This is a genomic window from Leucothrix pacifica (genome assembly GCF_003172875.1).
Lineage (GTDB): Bacteria > Pseudomonadota > Gammaproteobacteria > Thiotrichales > Thiotrichaceae > Leucothrix > Leucothrix pacifica.
The window spans coordinates 107,344-128,114 of sequence record NZ_QGKM01000023.1 but is presented as its reverse complement, the minus strand read 5'-3'; the positions used below and the strand labels follow the sequence as shown (position 1 = coordinate 128,114).

Annotated in this window: 25 protein-coding genes; 24 read left to right on the top strand and 1 reads right to left on the bottom strand. The window is 46.1% G+C overall.

The annotated features are described in order from the left end of the window. Positions 1-141: 141 nt before the first annotated feature. Positions 142-624, top strand: a complete 483-nt coding sequence (locus DKW60_RS10235) for an RNA pyrophosphohydrolase (protein ID WP_109837576.1) — start codon at positions 142-144, stop codon at positions 622-624. Positions 625-645: 21 nt separating this feature from the next. Here DKW60_RS10235 and DKW60_RS10230 read toward each other — a convergent pair whose 3' ends face one another. Next, on the bottom strand, positions 646-1,068 hold the full coding sequence (locus tag DKW60_RS10230) for a CopD family protein (RefSeq protein ID WP_109837553.1): 423 nt from the start codon (positions 1,066-1,068) through the stop codon (positions 646-648). A 93-nt stretch (positions 1,069-1,161) separates the two neighbouring features. On the opposite strand from DKW60_RS10230, the gene argC reads away from it, so the two are divergent. The 23 genes from argC to folK all read left to right on the top strand — a co-directional run bounded on the left by argC (position 1,162) and on the right by folK (position 20,706). Continuing rightward, positions 1,162-2,190 (top strand): N-acetyl-gamma-glutamyl-phosphate reductase, encoded by a 1,029-nt coding sequence (gene argC, locus DKW60_RS10225; RefSeq protein WP_109837552.1) that lies wholly within the window; start codon positions 1,162-1,164, stop codon positions 2,188-2,190. A 103-nt stretch (positions 2,191-2,293) separates the two neighbouring features. Then, positions 2,294-2,746 (top strand): bactofilin family protein, encoded by a 453-nt coding sequence (locus tag DKW60_RS10220; protein WP_109837551.1) that lies wholly within the window; start codon positions 2,294-2,296, stop codon positions 2,744-2,746. Between the two features lie 81 nt (positions 2,747-2,827). Beyond that, on the top strand, positions 2,828-3,172 hold the full coding sequence (gene erpA / locus DKW60_RS10215) for an iron-sulfur cluster insertion protein ErpA (protein ID WP_181389649.1): 345 nt from the start codon (positions 2,828-2,830) through the stop codon (positions 3,170-3,172). An 80-nt stretch (positions 3,173-3,252) separates the two neighbouring features. After that, entirely contained in the window at positions 3,253-4,062 is an 810-nt protein-coding gene (locus DKW60_RS10210; RefSeq protein ID WP_245929670.1) for a ferritin-like domain-containing protein, read from the top strand. Between the two features lie 387 nt (positions 4,063-4,449). Continuing rightward, positions 4,450-5,409, top strand: coding sequence for a transglycosylase SLT domain-containing protein (locus DKW60_RS10205; protein WP_219988706.1), 960 nt, complete (start codon positions 4,450-4,452; stop codon positions 5,407-5,409). Positions 5,410-5,632: 223 nt separating this feature from the next. Further along, the gene (gene rpoE / locus DKW60_RS10200; RefSeq protein WP_109837549.1) at positions 5,633-6,205 is read left to right on the top strand and encodes an RNA polymerase sigma factor RpoE; all 573 of its coding nucleotides are present in this window, start codon (positions 5,633-5,635) and stop codon (positions 6,203-6,205) included. Positions 6,206-6,240: 35 nt separating this feature from the next. Further along, positions 6,241-6,885, top strand: coding sequence for a sigma-E factor negative regulatory protein (locus tag DKW60_RS10195; protein WP_109837548.1), 645 nt, complete (start codon positions 6,241-6,243; stop codon positions 6,883-6,885). Between the two features lies 1 nt (position 6,886). Beyond that, positions 6,887-7,783 (top strand): MucB/RseB C-terminal domain-containing protein, encoded by an 897-nt coding sequence (locus tag DKW60_RS10190; RefSeq protein WP_109837547.1) that lies wholly within the window; start codon positions 6,887-6,889, stop codon positions 7,781-7,783. A 39-nt stretch (positions 7,784-7,822) separates the two neighbouring features. After that, on the top strand, positions 7,823-8,308 hold the full coding sequence (locus DKW60_RS10185; protein ID WP_109837546.1) for a SoxR reducing system RseC family protein: 486 nt from the start codon (positions 7,823-7,825) through the stop codon (positions 8,306-8,308). 85 nt (positions 8,309-8,393) lie between these two features. After that, positions 8,394-9,824 carry a Do family serine endopeptidase gene (locus DKW60_RS10180; RefSeq protein WP_219988705.1) on the top strand — a complete coding sequence of 477 codons (1,431 nt, stop codon included), beginning with the start codon at positions 8,394-8,396 and terminating at the stop codon, positions 9,822-9,824. Further along, positions 9,824-10,078, top strand: a complete 255-nt coding sequence (locus DKW60_RS10175; RefSeq protein ID WP_245929668.1) for a glutaredoxin family protein — start codon at positions 9,824-9,826, stop codon at positions 10,076-10,078. The genes DKW60_RS10180 and DKW60_RS10175 overlap by 1 nt, the downstream gene beginning before the upstream one ends. Beyond that, the gene (lepA, locus tag DKW60_RS10170; protein WP_109837544.1) at positions 10,065-11,870 is read left to right on the top strand and encodes a translation elongation factor 4; all 1,806 of its coding nucleotides are present in this window, start codon (positions 10,065-10,067) and stop codon (positions 11,868-11,870) included. The genes DKW60_RS10175 and lepA overlap by 14 nt, the downstream gene beginning before the upstream one ends. Position 11,871: 1 nt before the next feature. Next, a complete protein-coding gene (gene lepB, locus DKW60_RS10165; RefSeq protein WP_109837543.1) occupies positions 11,872-12,663 on the top strand; it encodes a signal peptidase I in 792 nt (263 codons plus the stop codon). A gap of 107 nt (positions 12,664-12,770) precedes the next feature. After that, positions 12,771-13,196: a DUF4845 domain-containing protein gene (locus DKW60_RS10160; protein ID WP_109837542.1), complete on the top strand. Its 426-nt coding sequence runs from the start codon at positions 12,771-12,773 to the stop codon at positions 13,194-13,196. A gap of 48 nt (positions 13,197-13,244) precedes the next feature. Beyond that, a complete protein-coding gene (gene rnc, locus DKW60_RS10155) occupies positions 13,245-13,913 on the top strand; it encodes a ribonuclease III (protein WP_109837541.1) in 669 nt (222 codons plus the stop codon). Further along, complete coding sequence (gene era, locus DKW60_RS10150) at positions 13,913-14,806, top strand: GTPase Era (RefSeq protein WP_109837540.1); 894 nt, start codon at positions 13,913-13,915, stop codon at positions 14,804-14,806. Before rnc ends, era begins: the two co-directional genes overlap by 1 nt. After that, positions 14,806-15,498, top strand: coding sequence for a DNA repair protein RecO (gene recO / locus DKW60_RS10145; RefSeq protein WP_109837539.1), 693 nt, complete (start codon positions 14,806-14,808; stop codon positions 15,496-15,498). The genes era and recO overlap by 1 nt, the downstream gene beginning before the upstream one ends. An 87-nt stretch (positions 15,499-15,585) precedes the next feature. Beyond that, on the top strand, positions 15,586-15,963 hold the full coding sequence (acpS, locus tag DKW60_RS10140; RefSeq protein WP_109837538.1) for a holo-ACP synthase: 378 nt from the start codon (positions 15,586-15,588) through the stop codon (positions 15,961-15,963). Positions 15,964-15,967: 4 nt separating this feature from the next. Beyond that, positions 15,968-16,861 (top strand): cysteine synthase CysM, encoded by an 894-nt coding sequence (cysM, locus tag DKW60_RS10135; RefSeq protein WP_109837537.1) that lies wholly within the window; start codon positions 15,968-15,970, stop codon positions 16,859-16,861. Further along, positions 16,858-17,589, top strand: coding sequence for a ribonuclease H-like domain-containing protein (locus tag DKW60_RS10130; protein ID WP_109837536.1), 732 nt, complete (start codon positions 16,858-16,860; stop codon positions 17,587-17,589). Before cysM ends, DKW60_RS10130 begins: the two co-directional genes overlap by 4 nt. A 36-nt stretch (positions 17,590-17,625) precedes the next feature. Further along, on the top strand, positions 17,626-19,848 hold the full coding sequence (gene parC, locus DKW60_RS10125) for a DNA topoisomerase IV subunit A (protein ID WP_109837535.1): 2,223 nt from the start codon (positions 17,626-17,628) through the stop codon (positions 19,846-19,848). A gap of 8 nt (positions 19,849-19,856) precedes the next feature. Beyond that, a complete protein-coding gene (gene folB, locus DKW60_RS10120; RefSeq protein WP_109837534.1) occupies positions 19,857-20,210 on the top strand; it encodes a dihydroneopterin aldolase in 354 nt (117 codons plus the stop codon). Beyond that, the gene (gene folK, locus DKW60_RS10115) at positions 20,182-20,706 is read left to right on the top strand and encodes a 2-amino-4-hydroxy-6-hydroxymethyldihydropteridine diphosphokinase (protein ID WP_181389648.1); all 525 of its coding nucleotides are present in this window, start codon (positions 20,182-20,184) and stop codon (positions 20,704-20,706) included. Before folB ends, folK begins: the two co-directional genes overlap by 29 nt. Positions 20,707-20,771: the final 65 nt, after the last annotated feature.

The following is a 20,771-nucleotide window of genomic DNA, read 5'->3' as shown; positions in this document are numbered from 1 at the left end:
ATTTGTGTGGTGAATAATGTACCGAATATCGCATGAGGCAAACTTTCGGCACAAAAAAGAGTGATTATAGCCGCTAACGTTTGCTGATTCATGATAGTTATGAAAAAATCGGCTTCATAAAGTTAGACAATGGAGAATGTCGTGATAGACGAGAATGGTTTTAGACCAAACGTAGGCATTATCCTCTCCAACAGTGACGGCAGAGTGTTCTGGGGGAAGCGAATCGGGCAAAGTTCCTGGCAGTTTCCTCAAGGTGGCATAAACGAAGGTGAAACCCCGCTTGAAGCAATGTATCGCGAGCTTCAGGAAGAGGTTGGTTTAGAACCTGAGCACGTTGAAGTTATGGGCTATACAGCGGACTGGTTGAAGTACCGCTTACCCAAACATTTGATTCGTCGTCGGTCTTCACCGACGTGTATCGGTCAAAAGCAATTATGGTTTATGTTGCGGCTGACGGGTGACGATTCTTGTGTGAATTTGCGGGCGTCCGAAGTCCCTGAATTTGACGGCTGGCGCTGGGTTCACCACCATCGCCCGGTGAGAGAGGTAGTTTATTTTAAACGCACAGTATACGAGAAAGCTTTGCAAGAGCTTGCCCCGTTACTGCCAACCTTTACTAGCTAGTATCTGGTTAATTGTCAGGCCTTAAAAGGGTCTGACAATGACCATAATCACGATAACAATCAGCGCCAACGCCGGTGCTTCATTAAACCAACGATACCAAACATGGCTACGTTGATTTCTCTCCTGACGAAACTCCAGCATGATTCGATAGCACCAGTAGTGGTAGCCGAACAGGGCGAGTACGAATAAAAACTTCACCGGAAACCACAGGGTACTCATGAAGTAGGCCCAGTTCATCATCAGCACTGCTGTGCCGAACAATACGGTAAGTGCTGCACCGATGGTCATGATTCCGAATAAGCGTTTTTCCATCACCTTAAACAGTTCAAAACTTTGCTTGTTTTCGTCCATTGCGTGATAAATAAACAGGCGCGGTAAGTAGAATAATCCTGCAAACCAAGTCACCATAAATATTACGTGTATTGCCTTGAGCCATAAGTACATGGGTTTACCTTGAATTTGGTTGAGTGAATGGCGTAGATTGCCACGGAAAAGCCCGTTATTATACGGCCCAACAAATTAGAGTTGCGAGTTATTATGAAAAAGATCGGCATTGTAGGTGCGACGGGTTATACCGGCGTTGAGTTACTCAGATTGCTAGCCATGCATCCGGGTGTTGAAGTGAGTTTTGTCACATCACGTAGCAATGCCGGCACCCGTGTGGATGCTATGTTCCCTAACTTGCGCGGTCACTGCGATTGCGAATTCAGTGATCCGGGTGATGACGCCTTGGGTGATTGTGATTTGGTATTTTTTGCCACGCCCAATGGAATAGCCATGAATCATACCCCTGAGCTTTTAAAGTCAGGCGTGAAGGTGATTGATCTGGCGGCAGACTTCAGAATCAAAGATGTTGATGTCTGGTCGCAGTGGTATGGCATGACGCATGCTTGCCCTGAGTTATTGGAAACTGCGGTTTATGGCCTGCCAGAAATGTATCGTGATGAGATCCGTGGTGCGCAGTTGGTGGCAAATCCTGGTTGTTATCCGACGGCGGTAACGTTGGGACTATTACCATTGGTAGAGTCCGGAAAAATTGATCTTGAGAATCTGATTGCTGATACTAAATCAGGCATTAGTGGTGCGGGTCGTCAGGGTAAATTACCGAATATCTTAAGTGAGGCGGGTGAGAGTTTTAAGGCGTATGCCACATCGGGGCATCGTCATCAGCCGGAGATTGCGCAGAATCTGGCATTGGTTGCCGGATCTGACGTGGATTTAACATTCAGCCCACACCTTCTGCCGATCATTCGCGGTATCCATGCAACCATCTACACACGTGATGACGGTAGTCTTGATCTACAGACGATGTTTGAAGAGCGCTATAAAGATGAGTATTTTGTGGATGTATTGCCTGCAGGGTCACAACCTGAAACGCGCTCGGTGAAAGGTAGCAATATGTGCCGGATCGCCATGCACCGTCCGGGTAATGGTAGCCGTATTGTGGTGTTATCAGTGATTGATAATTTGGTGAAAGGTGCAGCCGGACAAGCGGTTCAGAATATGAATCTGATGCTGGGCTTTGAAGAAAATGAAGCGCTACGTCATCCGGCGATGCTCCCATAATTTGTCGTCTTGATATACCCTGCTGGGTGAAGGGTGTATTATATGGAAATACCGATGTGGGCTATGTCGGTATTTATGCAAGGGATCAATAGGAAACACAACTATGTTCAAAAAGAACAAGAAAAAGCAGGTCATTGCGAATACGCAAACGAACCGGCCGAGGGTGGATGCGGTGTTAAACCGCAAACTCAAAATTGCAGGGGACGTTTATTTCTCCGGAATCCTTCATGTGGAATGCACGATTGAAGGGGATTTAATCTCAGATGACGAGGGTAGTACCTTGATTTTGAGTGATGCCGGACACATAAAGGGTAGTGTGAAGGCTTCGAATGTTATGGTGAATGGGCGCATTGACGGGAATGTGTTGGCCAATAACAAAGTTGAGCTTTATGAGAAGTCACGAATTAATGGCGATTTGCACTATAATCTGCTGGAAATGGCAGTGGGTGCAGGCGTCAATGGTAAGCTGGTTCATCATGAATTGGCCAGCCATGTACAGGCAGCCGTAGATTCAGCAGATGTGTCAGATGCTGAAGCTAGAGTATCCGTTAAATAGTCTGCTTTTTTGGTAGGCGCAGGAAATGTCGATATACTGTGTGTATTGACGAATCAGGAGTTAAATATGTCAGTTGAAACAATGCCGGTTGAAGATATGTCACCGCTAAACTTTACCGATGCAGCAGCTGCTAAAGTTAAGACGCTAATTGAAGAAGAGAATAACGAAGCATTGAAGCTTCGCGTATTTGTATCTGGTGGTGGTTGTTCCGGCTTCCAGTATGGTTTTACCTTCGATGAGAATATCAACGATGGTGATACTTCGGTACAAAAAGACGGTGTTACCTTGCTAATCGACCCAATGAGCTTCCAGTATTTGGTTGGTGCAGATATCGATTACACTGAAGGCCTTGAAGGTGCGCAGTTTGTAATTCGTAACCCGAATGCTACGACGACCTGTGGTTGCGGATCATCATTTAACGTTTAATGATCTAGTCATACCATTTAGGTGAGAATTTTATGAACCCTGCCAATTGGCGGGGTTTATTTGTTTATGGGGTGTAATTGATGAATCCAGTGTCTATTCACGACGCCGCTTTTGATTGTTTGATGCAGTCAGATATTGATCTTAAAGTCAGTCAGGTTCGCGCTTTATTTCAGGAGTACGAGAGCGGTGGTGCCTTATGCAGGGAAAGTGATACTGACATTGTCCGTGTTGAGGTTCCCGGTCGCCCTGAAAAACCTGAATTAGTGTCCCCACAGTCGGTGAAAATGCGCAAGTTGACAACGCCCGAAGGTAGGGCGGTGTTGGTGCATGCGGTCTGTCATATTGAATTTAATGCGATTAATCTGGCACTGGATGCGATTTATCGTTTCCGTGAAATGCCGGATCAGTTTTATCGGAACTGGTTGCTGGTGGCTGCTGAAGAGGCGAAGCACTTTTCACTACTCAGGCAGCGCCTCAGCGATATGGGACATCAATACGGTGATATGCCTGCGCATAATGGCTTGTGGGAGATGGCGGTAAAAACTGACCACGATGTGTTAATCCGTATGGCGCTCGTGCCCAGAGTGTTAGAGGCGCGTGGTTTGGATGTGACCCCTGGCATGATTAAGCGGCTGGAGCAGGTCGGTGATACCGATACGGTGGCTATTCTACATATCATTTTGGCAGAAGAAATTGGGCATGTGGCGATTGGTTCTCACTGGTTTAAGTATTGTTGCGAAAAGCAGGATCTTGAGCCGGAGGCTACGTTTCGCGAGCTGTTAAAAACGTATATGGGTGGCGGCTTGCGGGGACCTTTTTATACTGAAGGGCGGCTGCAGGCAGGGTTTACGGAAGAGGAATTAGCACAGTTAAGTGAATTAAGTCCCTAATTATTATTCTCCTTATGGTGATAAGCTGCTTAACAAAAGATTTAATAAAATCATCAATATGATTAATTTGTAATCATATGTGTGAAATATATATATAATTTAGGTTAAAGTGTATTATCGGTCTAATGAAGAAATGGCTTTAGTATACTAATTTGTAATAATGAATGCAGAATTGCTGGGGTATACTCCGGCGATAATTGGCATTGAGGCTAGAAGGCCGGCTTTTAGAAGTTAGGATGCTGCAGAAAGAGTATGGATACTTTGAACATTAGATTGGATTCGTCACAACGGGGTTTAATTCGGGCTAAAGCTGGTTTCGCATCATTCATGATGCTTACAGGGTTAGTGACTACTGTAAACGCTGATGAGCTTTCATTGGAAAACAGATTGAAGGAATTCAATCAACCCACTGTTATTGCCAGTGTGAGTAATAAGGCGAGTAGTCAGCCTGCGGTTGTAAAAACAGCGGTAAAAAAGAAAACGGTCAGGTCGTCGCGACTCAAGCGAGCTTGCTATCAGTCCTCAGCGTCTGCAATCCGCAAGACTGCACAGAGCTTTCAGCCTTACATTAGTGCCAACAGTCGCCGCTACGCTGTGGATGAAGCGCTCATTATTTCTGTGATTACTGCCGAAAGCTGTTTCAGACAGACGGCCAGATCTCACAAGGGCGCGCAGGGATTGATGCAGTTGATACCGGCCACAGCTAAACGCTTTGGAGTTCGTGATGCCTACAAGCCTGCACAAAACATTCAAGGGGGGACTCGCTATCTTAGGTTCCTGATGAAACGATTCTCCGGAAACATGAGGTATGCTATTGCTGCTTACAATGCAGGCGAGGGCGCTGTTGATCGTTATGGTGGCATACCGCCTTATCGTGAAACTCAGGAATATGTAAAGCGAGTGATGGGGGTCTACAGCCGTCTGAAAGGTACGCCGGAGGCTGCACCGGTTCTGTCGCGTGATGCAACGGTCAAACAAGCTGTCTTAGCTCGTAGCTCAACCCAAAAGAAACGTGGCTATTTCATAAAGCCTGATTACAAGTGGAAGCGCAAGCCGGGAAAGGCAGTGCGTGTTAGTCGAACCTACCAGGCTCCTAAGCCAAGGGTGGTTGCTCAAAAAGTGTGCCGCGATACCACTTCAAGGACCATACGACGAACTACAGATCTCATTAAGCGCACGAAGCTCTGGCGCCGTCATTACACCGTAACAAAGTCTGTGCCACTGTCGACGATTGCGCGTTCAACAGGGGTATCACTGCATGAATTGCTTCGCTTGAATCGTGGTATTTCACGACTTGCAGTGAAAACTGGCCGTAAGGTTCTTGTCTGGCAGTGTTCTGTTCATTAATTGTAGCGTTCAATTTTCTGGCCTAATAGTGTATGTTAGGCCGCTTTCCTGTGTCCGCAGCAGGTAGAACCGTTAATCAGTTATTTTTTAGCTGGCGGAACTATAGCGATTTTCTGTTCTCTTAAGGTGTAGATACCATGGTTTACACTTTTCGAGTTAACAATGATACTATCCTCTGCAGCTAGAGCTGATAGTCACTATTAACCTAAGGAGTGTAGCCCCGATGGGCGGGAACCAAACTGATTTAGAACTGGTCAAACGAGTACAGTCTGGTGATAAGTCTGCGTTTGATGTTTTGGTTCTTAAATACCAGCAAAAGGTCATCAACTTGGTGAACCGCTATGTGCATGATCCTCATATGTCGATGGATGTTGCGCAGGAAGCGTTTATCAAAGCTTATCGTGGCCTAGGGAACTTTCGTGGTGATAGTGCGTTCTATACCTGGCTATATCGCATTGCGATAAATACCGCGAAGAATCATCTGGTATCCAGAAACCGGCGCATGCCAGACAGCGACATTGATGCGCAGGAAGCAGAGCAATACGGAAGTGCTGATGCGCTACGTGAGTTCGCAACACCAGAGCATGAGATGCTTAAAGACGAGATTCACGTCACCGTAATGGATGCGATAAAGGCATTACCGGAAGACTTGAGAGTGGCGATTACGCTGCGAGAGCTTGAGGCGATGAGTTATGAAGAGATTGCTGAGGCGATGGAGTGTCCAATCGGAACAGTTCGTTCGCGAATATTCCGGGCGCGTGAAGCAATCGAGAAAGAGCTGAGGCCTTTGTTGTAGAGGCGTTAGTTTCAAGGGCGAAAATGGGTTGATCTATGAGTCATGTAACAAAAGAAGAATACTTGTCAGCTTTCCTGGATGGGGAAGCGGGATCATTTGAAGAACAGCGTATGTGCGATCAGCTTGAAGGTGATGAGTTGATGCGTGAAAAGTTTGCAAGCTTTGCTTTAATTGGTGAGGCAGTCAGAAACCAGTCACAAGAAAAGCAGGTTTTAGCGGGTGGATCATTTCTGAAAGGAATCCAGGACGCCATTGCTGATGAGGAGATCCCTGAACAACAGATCCCCGATGAGAGCGCTACGGTCATTCCTGCGAATGTCGCGAAGCGTAGAATCTTTCCAAAGCAAGCAGTAGGTTATGCCGTAGCGGCATCGGTCGCCGCAGTAGCCGCGATTAGTATACAAAATTATTTCTCAGGAGCGAATAATGCGTCCCCGGAAATGGTTGCAACCGCTCCGGCAAATACAGCACCCCCAGTCGCTGTTAATACAGCAATCATGACAGCGTCGATGAGTGCCAAGCCGGCTTATCAGGCCGCAGCTGACGATACTCACTATGGTTTACCTGACGCTGAGACCCGTGGAATTATTAATAAGTACGTGGCGCACCACTTGCAGTACGCTAGCTCAACAACGTTGATGCCTAGTGTGCGTGCGGTTAGTTACTCGACGGATTTTTAATATGAATGGTCGTTTGTGGGTAGGAGTCGTCTTAGTGAGCCTATCGGCGCAGTCTACTGCGTCAGAGGTTGGTGCTAATCTTCTGATGAAGATGAATGATGCTTTGCACCGAATGGATTACACCGGCACTTTAGTTCATATAAAAGGTGAAGATGTTAATACGCTGAAGGTGTCACACATTGTAGAAGGTGGTGTTGAAAAAGAAGTTATCACTAGCCTGAATGGTAGTGAAAATGCAGTGTCTAAGGAGCGAAGTAGTTTCAGTCTGGCGAAGGTTCCACAGTCGATCGAAAGCATGAAGAAGGTTTACTCTCTTGATGTGGGTGGCACCAAAAAAGTCGCTATGCGAGACTGTCAGGTGGTCATTGCCAGACCTAAAGATAAAATGCGTTACCTGCAAAAGTACTGTATTGATAAAGAAACGGGCCTGCCTCTCTCTTATTCGTTGATTAATAACAAACACAAAGCAGTCGAACGATTCACCTTCACACAAGTGGAAATACACGCTTCAAATAATAAGGCTTCTGTTGAGCAAACTGCAGCTGTAGCGAATGTTCCGCCTGAGACAATTTTGCCTGGTGGGTCACCAAGTGCCAACTGGGAAGTGACTGAATTACCAAAAGGTTTTTATTTTGGTCAGGTACCAGCGTCTCAAAATGCTGAAGTTCAGAAAGGTGAAAACACAGATCATTTCATTTTGACAGATGGTTTAAGTTCAATATCGGTGTTTATTTCATCAAACACTACCGTTCAGCCGAAAGTTACCAGTGCGATCAACTCTGGAGCCCTGAATGTGTTGACGTCTCAAAAAAATAACCACAGAATTACTCTGGTAGGGGAAGTTCCCAGAGCAACCATGCAGAGTGTTTTTCAAAATCTCAAATATCTTGGTGAATAAGCTCTAGTAAATATTGAAGTGCATGGGGGTGCGCAAGTCATGATGATAGAAGAGAAGGCCATAGTTGTAAGCAGCAATGCTCAGTACGCTTGGGTGTCTCCTATGCAATCAGGCTCGTGCAGTGGCTGTCCTTCAGAGTCTTCATGTTCAACATCCTTTCTCAACAGCATTCTTAAGCGCAAATCTCAGCGCACCATTCGCATTGATAATCTGGATAATGCTTCGACCGGTGATCATGTTATCGTCGGTATTCACTCAGTGAATCTGTTACTCAGCTCCGTATTGGCTTATCTGTTACCGATCCTTTGCTTGTTGCTATTTGCTCTTTTGGGTAAGCTTTTTTTCAACGAAGCCGCAAGCATCGCGCTTGGCTTAACCGGATTGGCGTTTGGCTTTCTGGCAGCTAATCGAACCGCAGCGAATCTGACTGTCTGTGGCAAGCTTGAGCCTGTCATGCTCGGTAAGTCTAAAGATGAACAAAAAGTCGTTGAATTTAATCCAGCGAGTAAATTACTTAGGCTATAATAATCTCATCGCTTCAAGCGTCACAGTATAGACAATCGGTTTGTGCTGATTGATGCCTGATCACGCTTGCCGGAGAATTATTATAATGCGTATGCGGGCCTTTTCCCTCACTACTTTAGCGCTATTGCTTATCCCTGTTTCCTTTGTCTGCGCAAAGGAATTTCCTGATTTTACCGCACTGGTAAAAAAACAAAGTGCGTCTGTTGTGAATATCAGCACTGAGCGCCAACTTCCTAATCGTTCTAAATTACCGCCGGGGATTGAAATTCCTGAAGAAGGCACAGGTAATGAGGCCTTGGATGAGTTTCTAAGACGTTTCTTCGACTATGGTCAGGATGATGACGAGGATGGAAACGACTCTCTGGGTTCGGGTTTTATTGTGTCAGCTGATGGTTATGTGGTGACCAATCACCATGTGGTTGACGGTGCCGATCAGATTAAAGTGAATTTGAATGATCGTCGTGAGCTGGATGCTGAAGTCATTGGTTCTGATAAGCGAAGCGATCTGGCCCTGCTGAAAATCGAAGGCGAGGACTTACCCGCGGTCACATTTGGTAGCTCGGACAAGCTGGAAGTCGGTGAGTGGGTAATTGCTATTGGTTCCCCCTTTGGTTTTGATCACAGCGTGACAGCCGGTATTGTGTCAGCGAAAGATCGCAATTTACCGTCTGAAGGCTATGTGCCTTTTATTCAAACGGATGTCGCTATCAACCCTGGCAATTCAGGTGGACCGCTGTTTAATCTTGAAGGCGAAGTAGTCGGTATTAATTCTCAGATTTATAGCCGCACGGGTGGCTTTATGGGGCTTTCCTTCTCTATTCCCGTTGATGTAGCCCGCAATGTGATTGAGCAGTTAAAAACGACTGGTGAGGTGCGCCGCGGGTGGTTGGGCGTTTATATTCAGGAGGTGTCGCGTCAGCTGGCACCAACGTTTGGATTAGATCATGCCACTGGCGCACTGGTCGCTCAGGTCATGCCGGGCGGGCCTGCGGACGGAATTTTGAAAGCGGGTGATGTGATTCTTGAGTTTGCAGGTAAGACCGTTGAAAGCTCTGCGACACTTCCGTTTCATGTAGGCTCTGCAAGGCTGGATGAAAAGGTCGATATTTTAGTCAAGCGCAACGGGTCTAATTTACTGGTCAGTCTACAGCTTGGTGAGCTGGAGAATCAGATTGATGATGAAGAGCCTGAAGAGAGAGAGGCAGAGCCTGAGCCTACATCTGATATTGTTTTAGGAATGGCAGTAGAGGATATCGATGATGATATTCGTGATGCCGTAGGTGTGGATAAAGGCGGTATCTTAGTGCAGCGTGTACTAGGTGATTCTGCGATGGCAGCTGATGTGCAGCGTGGTGATATCATTACTCAGTTTGATGGTAAGCTGGTGGAAGACGTATCGACTTTCCAGAAATTGAGTAAACAAATTGCATCCGATAAAACACTGGCAATTCTGGTGATTCGTGATGGTGCTGCGCGCTTCTTAGCATTCAAACCTGATGCGGATACTGAAAAATAGTGGCATACGAAAACACTCTCATAGTGTATTATCGCCGAGGCTGTCATCTCTGTGATGAAGTGGCCGTACATCTGCGCCAATTCCAGTCTGAGTTCAATTATGAACTGGAATGGGTGGATATCGATGAAGATCCCGAATTAAAGCGTCGTTACGACGTTGACGTGCCGGTGGTAAAATACCGTGACGAAGTGATCTTTTATCACTTTTTTGATGAAGAACAACTAAGACTATCGTTTACCAATGCCTCAAGCTAATCAAAATATAAGAAACTTTTCTATCATTGCCCATATTGATCACGGCAAGTCCACTTTGTCTGACCGCTTTATTCAGTTCTGCGGAGGCCTAAGCGACCGTGAAATGGAAGCTCAGGTATTGGACTCAATGGATCTTGAGCGTGAACGAGGTATCACCATCAAGGCACAAAGTGTCTCGTTGGACTACAAGGCCTTAAATGGTGAGACTTATCATTTAAACTTTATCGATACGCCGGGGCATGTCGATTTCTCTTATGAAGTGTCTCGCTCGCTATCTGCCTGTGAAGGCGCGCTGTTGGTTGTGGATGCTTCACAAGGTGTTGAGGCGCAAAGTGTTGCTAACTGCTACACCGCGATTAATTTAGACCTGGAAGTGGTTCCCGTTCTCAATAAAATCGATTTGCCGGCTGCGGATGTCGATCGTGTCTCTCAGGAAATCGAAGACATCATAGGGATCGATGCAACCGATGCAGTGCACTGTAGTGCTAAAACGGGTATCGGCATTCAGGAAGTACTGGAGCAGCTAGTTGAGCGTGTTCCACCACCACAGGGTGATTTGGATAAACCATTGAAAGCGCTGATTATTGACTCTTGGTTCGATAACTATTTAGGCGTAGTCTCATTGGTTCGTGTGATGCAGGGGCGTGTGGCTAAGCGTCAAAAGATTCGTGCAATGCACACGAATATGGATTTTCAGGTTGATCGTGTTGGTATCTTCACTCCAAAGATGAATGATCATGACTCACTGCAAGCGGGTGAGGTAGGCTTCATCATTGCCGGTATTAAAGATATTGATGCTGCCAAAGTAGGTGATACGTTTACCGATGCCAGCAAGCCTGCCCAAGAGCCATTAGAAGGTTTCCAGGAAGTTCAGCCACGGGTATTTGCGGGTATCTTCCCGGTCAGCTCAGATGACTATGAAAGTCTGCGTGATGCGCTAAGTAAGCTTAATTTGAATGATGCGTCATTGAGCTTTGAGCCGGAGACATCACAGGCACTGGGCTTCGGCTTCCGTTGTGGCTTCCTTGGCATGTTGCACATGGAGATCATTCAGGAGCGTCTGGAACGTGAATATGACCTTGATCTGATCACCACAGCGCCAACGGTAATCTACGAGGTGGAAAAGACCGATGGTGAAGTGATTAAAATTCATAATCCATCACAGCTGCCACCGGTGAATAAAATCGCAGAAATCCGCGAGCCCATCATTAAAGCAAATATCTTAGTGCCACAAGATTATTTAGGTAATGTAATTACCTTATGTGTCGAAAAGCGCGGCGTTCAAAAGAATATGCAATACATGGGCTCACAGGTCACTATGACGTATGAGTTGCCTCTGAGTGAAGTGGTTCTGGACTTCTTCGACCGCTTAAAATCAGTGAGTCGTGGCTATGCATCATTTGATTATGAGCTGAGTCACTTTCAGGCTGCACATTTGGTTCGTGTCGATATCCTTATCAACGGTGATCGTGTGGATGCTTTGGCGATCATAGTACATAAAGAATTCGCGCAAACTCGTGGCCGTGATCTGGCCGAGAAGATGAAAGAAATTATTCCACGTCAGATGTTTGATGTGGCGATTCAGGCATCGATCGGTACCAATATCATTGCCCGAACCAACGTTAAAGCCCTGCGTAAAAACGTAATCGCCAAGTGTTATGGTGGTGATGTGTCGCGTAAACGCAAGCTGCTTGAGAAGCAGAAAAAGGGTAAAAAGCGCATGAAGCAAATCGGTAGTGTTGAAATTCCTCAGGAAGCATTCTTGGCTGTTCTCAAAGTAGGCGATAATTAATATGGAAGTTTTTTACGGGCTGGAATTTTGGTTAGTTCTGGCAACGCTGATCTGTGGTGTCATATTATTGATTTACCGCTTTGTTATGGGGAAAAAGAAGGCTGCTAACGAGCCGATGTTGGTTGATTATGCGCGCTCTTTCTTTCCTGTGTTGTTGGTCGTTGTTTTGCTGCGTTCATTCGTGATTGAGCCGTTCCGTATACCATCAGGCTCAATGATCCCAACCCTCGAAATTGGTGATTTCATTATCGTCAAAAAATATGCTTATGGTATCCGCTTGCCGGTAATCAATAAGAAGATTATTGAGACGGGCGAGCCAAAGCGTGGTGATGTGGTGGTATTTAAGTACCCTGTGGATCCTAAGATTAACTTTATTAAGCGCCTTGTAGGATTGCCTGGAGACCGTATCGAGTGGACTTCAGATAAGCGCCTGACGATTAACGGTAAGTTAATCGATGAAAAAGGCTTAGATGCTTACCCCTATACCACGAGTCAGGGGCAAAAACTGGATGTTGCGCAGTTTGAAGAAACGCTACCTTCTGTGGATGGAGAGCGTAAGCATAAAATTATTGTGATGCCGGGTATGGGGCGTCGTCCGGGTGAATATGTGGTTCCCGAAGGGCACTACTTCATGATGGGTGATAATCGCGATAACAGTAGTGATAGCCGTTACTGGGGCTTCATGCCTGAAAAATATCTGGTCGGAAAGGCGTCATTCGTTTGGCTGCACTGGAACTGGCAATCAGGTGGTGATGGCTTTAGTTTCTCGCGTATCGGTACATCATTAGATTAATTCACGCATCCCGCTGCCGCCTGTCATATCTGTTTGACAGGCAGTGACACCTTGCTGACAATAAGTGTGAAAGATTACTCATTCATCACTTATCAAAGACAATAATAATGAAAAATTCTCAGCACAAGCAAATGGGTGCAACATTGATTTCCTGGATGATCGGAATCGCTGTTGGTATTCTGATTATCAGCGCAGGTTTAAAGATCGGCCCGAATTACCTTGAGTATCATTCGGTAAAAAGCTTTATGGACGGCATTGCTTCTGAGCCGGGCATTGAAAAGAGAAATAAGCGTGAAATATTGACTCGCGTTGAGCGCTATTTAAATGTGAATAGTCTTGAGAGTTTAAGTCGTGCATATTATGACGGTAAGAGTGGTAAGCCCGGTACAAAGCAGCCATTTGAAATCGTCAAACTGAAGAAAAGTAATAAGCGAGAATTAGCGGTACAATACCAAGTGAAAAAGTCTTGGCTGGGTAATGTGTCTTTCTTAATGGATTACCAATATTCAGTTGAGCTTGGTAAACAGAACTAACTGATACCGGTTAATACAATCGGTTATCAAAACGGAATTGATAAGCGATTGAGTAAGAAACTTAAAACACTGTTGGGTAGCGACTTTTTACAGAACCAACATTTTGTTCTGGCGATGACGCATCGTAGCGTTAGCGGCAAGCATAACAACGAACGCATGGAGTTCCTCGGCGATAGTATCTTAGGTGTTGTCATTACCGAGGCACTGTTTGATGGTTTACCTTCTGCGCCTGAAGGTTATCTTAGCCGTTTACGTGCGTCATTAGTTAACGAGTCCGTCCTCGCTGAAATCAGTTTGGAGCTTGAGTTAGGTGATTTGCTGAAACTCGGCTCAGGCGAATTAAAAAGTGGTGGGTTCAGACGTGCTTCTATTCTGGCTGATGCACTTGAGGCCTTAATCGCTGCAGTATTTCTTGAGCGAGGCATGGAGGCTGCTAAGCAGTTTATTCTGAGTTTGTTTGAGCAACGCCTTAAAGAGTTGCCTGAAGAAGATGAGCTTAAAGATCCCAAAAGCCGTTTGCAGGAGTATCTGCAGTCACGCGGCCATGACTTACCAAAGTACTCACTTATTTCCGCTACAGGCGACGCACATCGCCAAACCTTTACCACAGAGTGTCGGATCGATAGTCTGAACATCATCACACAAGGCGTATCAACCAGTCGCCGCAAAGCTGAGCAGCAGTCCGCTGCAAAAGCCTACCAACAGGTAATTAAATAATGAATAAACGATGTGGATACGTCTCCATTATTGGTCGCCCGAATGTGGGTAAATCAACACTGCTGAATTTATTGGTTGGCTATAAGATCTCAGCGATCGCGAACAAGCCTCAGACGACGCGTACCAATATCCGCGGTATCGTGACGGAAGACAATTACCAACTGATCTTTACGGATACACCGGGTATTCATCAGCAGGGGAAGAACCTGTTAAATATGACACTGAACAGTGAAGCAGTCGCGGCATTGGAGTCCGTTGATGCCATCGTCATGATTGTTGAGGCGATGAAGTGGACAGACGAAGATGAGTTGGTATTGAAGCGACTGAAACACGTTAAAGCGCCGGTGTTTCTGCTGGTGAATAAAGTTGACCGCATTCAAGAAAAAAATCGTTTATTTTCATATCTGGAAAAAATGGCAGCCAAGTATGATTTTAAAGAAATCATTCCGGGTTCTGCTGATAAGGGGATCAATACAGACCGCTTACTGGAAGTGTTGGTTGAAGCGTCTCCTGAAGATGAGTGGGCCTATGATGAAGACTCCATCACGGATCAGTCCGTGCGGTTTATTTGTGCAGAATTGATTCGTGAGCAGCTGGTGTTAAATCTTCATCAGGAGCTGCCTTACTTCACTGCTGTAAATATCGAGCGTTATGAAGAAACAGACCGACATGTCGAAATTGACGCGGTCATTTGGGTAGCCAGAGAAAGCCAGAAGGGCATTATCATCGGTAAAAAAGGTGAGACACTCAAACGTATTGGTACGGATGCCCGTAAATCAATTGAAGAGTTTGTTGATAAGAAGGTTGTCCTTAAGCAATGGGTCAAGCTCGAAGAAGACTGGCAGAATAATCCGCGCCACCTACAAGATCTTGGGATCATGTCTAACCGCTAATGCAACACTCTCTGGGTTACATTCTACGCACTCGGCCATACTCTGATGCTAATGTGATTGTGGATCTGTTCTCCAAACAAGCCGGTCGCATAACCTGTATGGCGCGTCCGGCCAAACTTCGTGGCAAAGTACAAAAAGGTCATTTGCAGCCATTTCGGATACTTCAGGTTGAATTGCAAGGTCGTGGGGAAATGCTGCGCCTGTCGCAGACAGATGAACGGTTCAGGCACCGTATTCCTGTGGCAAACCTGCTATATGGACTGTATCTGAATGAATTGATTCTCAGGCTTATCCCTCAAAACACCTCATTAGATGCAATGTATCGCTACTATCAGGATGCGCTGCAGTTGTTGGTTGAATCTGACGAGCCGATGTTAGTTGCCATGCGCTTTGAGTTAGCGTTGATGGACGGTTTAGGGCACACACTGAATCTTTGGAATGATGATCATAATGGCAGTGAGCTTATTGCAGGGCAGCGTTATCTCTACAGCGCTGGTTCCGGTGTTTTGCCATATGATGCAAATCAACCTCAGCCTGCCGGGGTTCTGGTGAGTAGCGATTTGTTGATTGCGATGCGTGAGCCGGCTGAAATGACGATGAGTGACTTGCAGCAGCAACGACAATTTCTTGATAAGTTTTGGCTACAGCTGGTGAGTAAGCCATTTAATAGCCGTAAATTGCTCTCATTCTAGATAACTATTCCTGTTGATATCACAGGCTTTGGCATTCATTACAAAAACAAGCGATAATCGCTGCTTTGTATCTATAGGCGTTATCAGATGATTGTTGGAATTGGTGTTGATATCGTTAAAGTATCACGCATAGAAAAGGTACTGGAGCGCCACCAGCAACGATTTGTCGAGCGTATTTTGCATCCTAATGAATTGGCCATCTATAGCGAGCACAGCCAGCCTTTGGCCTATTTTGCCAAGCGTTATGCGGCTAAAGAAGCGTTGGCCAAAGCACTCGGCACCGGTATTGCTAAAGGCGTTAATTTTGATGAAATTGAGACCCGGCTGGATGAGTTGGGCAAACCTCACTTAAAACTGCACGGCACAACGCTGGAGAAGGCTGAGCAACTGGGTGTGAAAAATCTATTTATATCCCTGTCTGATGAGCAGGATTATGCAGTAGCAAATGTGGTTCTGGAGGGTTAGATAAGTGGCATATCAAACAATAGAAACATTAGTGGGCAATACACCATTAGTGCGTTTACAGCGAATTGCCGGCAATAGCAGCAATACCATGCTGGTGAAGCTGGAAGGAAACAACCCCGGTGGTTCTGTTAAAGATCGCGCTGCATTGAACATGATTCGTCAGGCTGAGGCCAGAGGATCGATAAAACCGGGTGATAGTTTAATTGAGGCGACCAGTGGCAATACAGGGATAGCGTTGGCCATGGTCGCAGCCATTCGTGGTTACAAAATGAAGCTCATTATGTCTGAGAGTATGAGTGAGGAGCGCCGTGCCTCCATGAAGGCTTATGGAGCAGAGATTATCTCAGTATCTGCTTCTGAAGGGATTGAAGGAGCACGTGATTTGGCTTTGACCATGCAATCAAACGGTGAGGGCTTAGTATTAAATCAGTTTGCCAACCAGGATAACCCAGATGCTCATTATCATTCGACCGGCCCTGAGATCTGGCGAGATACCAATGGTGAAGTGACACACTTTGTGAGTGCAATGGGCACCACGGGCACGATCATGGGTACATCACGCTATCTAAAAGAACAAAATCCGGATGTTCAAATTGTTGGTGTGCAACCTGCTGGTGATAAAGATTCTATTCCCGGAATTCGTCGCTGGAATAAGGATTATTTACCTGAAATTTTTGATTCTACCCGCGTTGATCAATTGCTGGATGTGACTCAGGAAGAGGCTGAAATCATGATGCGTCGATTGGCCGTTGAGGAGGGTATCTTCTGTGGTGTTTCTTCAGGTGGCGCTGCAGCAGCTGCCCTGAAACTCTCTCAGCAGGTAGAGAATGCGACCATTATCAGTATTGTTTGCGATCGCGGTGATCGTTATATCTCGACCGGAGTTTTTCCTTCATGAGTACTGTCATCCTCAAGCTATGCACCGTGCCGTGTACTAATGCGGGCCGCGCAATTTATCAGTTAGGTGAGTTGCCAGATGATGGTGTGTATAAGGCCATGATGCACTTGCAACACCAAAAAAACGGCACTGAGTTTTTACCGCTAAATCAACACAAGATAGCCGCTATTGCACTACTGACGATCGATGGCGAGAAAGTGAGTTCTCAAATAATCGGAGATGCTAAGAGCAGTGAATCTGACTTATTGACGGAGCTGGCGACACAATTGGCGTCAGCTGATGAGGTGATTTGTTGGACAGGAGCTGAGTTTGATTTACCAGTGATTGGTTATCGCTTTTTAAAATACGGTATTGCATGCCCTGCGTTTTGGAATAAAGACTCATTTGAAGCCGAGAGTATGGAGACGCTGAATTTATCCGATGTCTTGTCAGGCTTCTCACCAGGTGCCGAAGCGTCATTTGATGAGTTGGTGCAGCTGTTAGGATTAGCCAGTGGGAAGGGACTGAGCGCGCTGGACGTGTTAGAGGAATACCTGGGTGGTAATATACAGGCGCTTCGTCAGGCATGTGAAATTGATGTAGCGAATATTTACCGTATATACCTGAAATATCAAAAGACCTGCGGTGACATTAGTGATGCCGAATACCTCGAATTAAATCATCAATTTAAACAACAACTGATATCATCAGACTTGCCTCATCTTAAGCAATTTGCCGCCGCAAGCTGAGCAGTAAAATAATAACCAGACCGATTGAAATAGATTATGAGTGAAACACTACCGTTACAGGATTACACCGAAAAAGCGTATTTGGATTATTCCATGTACGTTATTTTAGATCGTGCATTACCACACATCGGTGACGGCTTAAAACCCGTACAGCGTCGTATTGTCTATGCGATGTCAGAGTTGGGTTTATCGGCTGCATCCAAGCATAAGAAATCGGCACGTACTGTCGGTGATGTACTGGGTAAATTCCACCCACATGGTGACAGTGCCTGTTATGAGGCAATGGTGCTAATGGCTCAGCCGTTTTCTTATCGCTATCCATTGGTAGACGGGCAGGGTAACTGGGGTTCCTCGGACGACCCAAAATCCTTCGCTGCGATGCGTTATACCGAGTCGCGTTTGACCGTCTATGCCAAGGTACTGTTGCAGGAATTAGGACAGGGTACGGTAGACTGGAATCCGAACTTCGACGGTACTTTGAGTGAGCCGGCATTATTGCCTGCGCGTTTACCAAATGTGTTGCTGAATGGTGGCTCTGGAATCGCTGTGGGAATGGCAACAGATATTCCTCCGCACAATCTGCGCGAAGTGGTGAACGCTTGCCTGCTGCTGCTGGACAAGCCTGACGCGGAGACGGATGAATTATTGGAACACATCAAAGGCCCTGACTATCCGACTGCGGCTGAAATTATCACGCCAGCTGACGATCTGCGTAGCATGTATGAAAAAGGTGGCGGTAGTGTTCGTATGCGTGCCTGCTGGAATAAAGAAGGTACCGATATTGTTATCACGGATCTGCCTTATCAAACTTCCGGAAGTAAAGTGTTGGAACAAATCGCCACACAAATGCGTGCTAAAAAGCTGCCGATGGTGTCAGATTTACGGGATGAATCGGATCATGAGAATCCCACGCGCTTAGTCATTACGCCACGTTCAAATCGTGTTGATCTCGCTCAGCTCATGCTGCACTTGTTTGCCAGTACTGACCTTGAGCGTAGCTATCGCGTCAATATGAATATGATTGGGATTGACGGGCGACCGAGAGTACGTAATCTGCGTGAAACGCTGGTTGAATGGTTGGAGTTCCGTCGCCAAACCGTGACGCGTCGTTTGGAATGGCGTCTGGCTAAAGTGTTAGATCGCTTACATATCTTAGAAGGTTTATTGGTTGCCTATCTCAATATTGATGAGGTGATTGAAATCATCCGTAACGAGGATGAGCCAAAGCCTGTGATGATTGCGCGTTTTGGGATTAGTGACATTCAGGCCGAAGCGATCTTAAATTTACGCTTGCGTAATCTTGCGAAGCTGGAAGAGTTTACGCTTCGTGCTGAGCAGGACGAGTTGGAAGATGAACGTGATTATCTTGAGAGCTTGCTGAATTCACCAGAGTTATTATCCAATCTGATTCGTGATGAGTTACGTGAGGATGCTGAGACTTATGGTGACGATCGTCGTTCACCACTGATACAGCGTGAAGCGGCCCAACAGTTGGATCAAACAGCGTTGCTGCCGAGTGAGCCAGTTACTGTTGTGCTGTCTAAAATGGGTTGGATTCGTGCTGCCAAAGGTCATGATATTGACCCTGAAAGTTTGAATTATAAAACGGGCGATAGCTTCTGTTCAGCCGCGCACGGGCGCTCTAATCAGCAAGTCATTCTGATGGACAGCACCGGACGAAGTTATTCACTGGCGGCGCATACCTTGCCATCGGCCAGAGGGCAAGGTGATCCGTTAAGTGGTTATTTCACTGCGCCTGCTAATGCTGTGTTTGAGCACGCATTGATGGGGCTGGATAAGCAATATTTCCTCATGGTGAGTTCTCTGGGTTATGGTTTTGTTTGTCAGTTCAGTGATTTACAAAGCCGTACCAAAACCGGTAAAGCATCGGTTTCATTAGCCAAGGGTGCAAAGCTACTTACCCCTCAAGCGGTTGCATCAGTTGATGATGATTACATCGCTGCGGTGACTTCAGCGGGATATCTATTATTAGTGAAAGCATCCGAAGTGCCTCAGTTAGCTCGCGGTAAGGGGAATAAACTCATTAGTATTCCACCGGCGAAACTGAAGTCAGGTGAAGAGTCTGTGGTGTCTGTTGTTGCCTTGCCTGAAGATGCCAAGCTGGTGGTTCATGCGGGTAAGAAGTATAAGGTATTGCAAGGCGAAGCCCTCAAAGAGCATTTAGGTGAGCGTGGCCGTCGCGGTAAGTTGTTACCCAAGGGCTATCAAAATGTGTCCCGACTAGAAGTGCAATCATAGGAGCTACCATGGATATCGTTTATATTCGTGACCTCAGAGTGGATGCCTGTATTGGCATTTATGACTGGGAACGTAAGATTCGCCAACAGATCAAAATTGATCTTGAAATGGGCTGGGATAACCGACCTGCTGCTGAGACAGACGATATCCAATACACACTTAATTACAAAGAGTCTGCCAAACTAGTTGCAGCCTATGTACAGAAAAGTGAGTTTCAGCTCGTTGAAACACTGGCTGAAAGAGTCGCCGAGTTATTGATTAAAGAAATGAAATTGCCTTGGGTGAAAGTGAGTCTCGGCAAGCCTGTAGCGGTAAGTGGGTCTCAGGAAGTCGGTGTCATCATTGAGCGTAGCGCAAAGTGAGAATGAAATGACGCAGGTCTTTGTTGATATAGGCAGTAATATCGATCGGGTACAAAATATTTGTGCGTGTGTAGAGCAGCTTCGCCTGGACTTTCCTGATGTGAAATTCTCCAAGCCTTATGAGTCGGCCTCGGAGGGTTTTGAGGGTGATGATTTCATCAATATGTCGGCAGTTTTTAACACCGATATGGAATATGCAGAGCTACTGGCTTACCTCAAAGCCTTAGAGGCGAAGCAGAAACGTACGCGTGACGGCTTTAAGTTTGCCTCGCGAACATTGGATGTGGATATTCTGTTATTTGGCGATGAGGTGTTAAAGCCGGATAAGGATGTTCCCAGAGCTGAGATAGTAAAGTATCCCTTTGTGCTTTACCCGTTGGCTGAAATTGCTGCTGATGTGGTGCATCCTGAGCTGAAGCAAACCATTGGTGAAATTGCTGAGGCATCTGAGCTCGACCGAAATAAAATTTGGTTAGCTGAGTTGCCTTGTCTGTAATGTTGATTAGCGCTTGTGTCAGATGATATGGGCTAGTACAGCAGTGAGTTTAGTCACGATACATC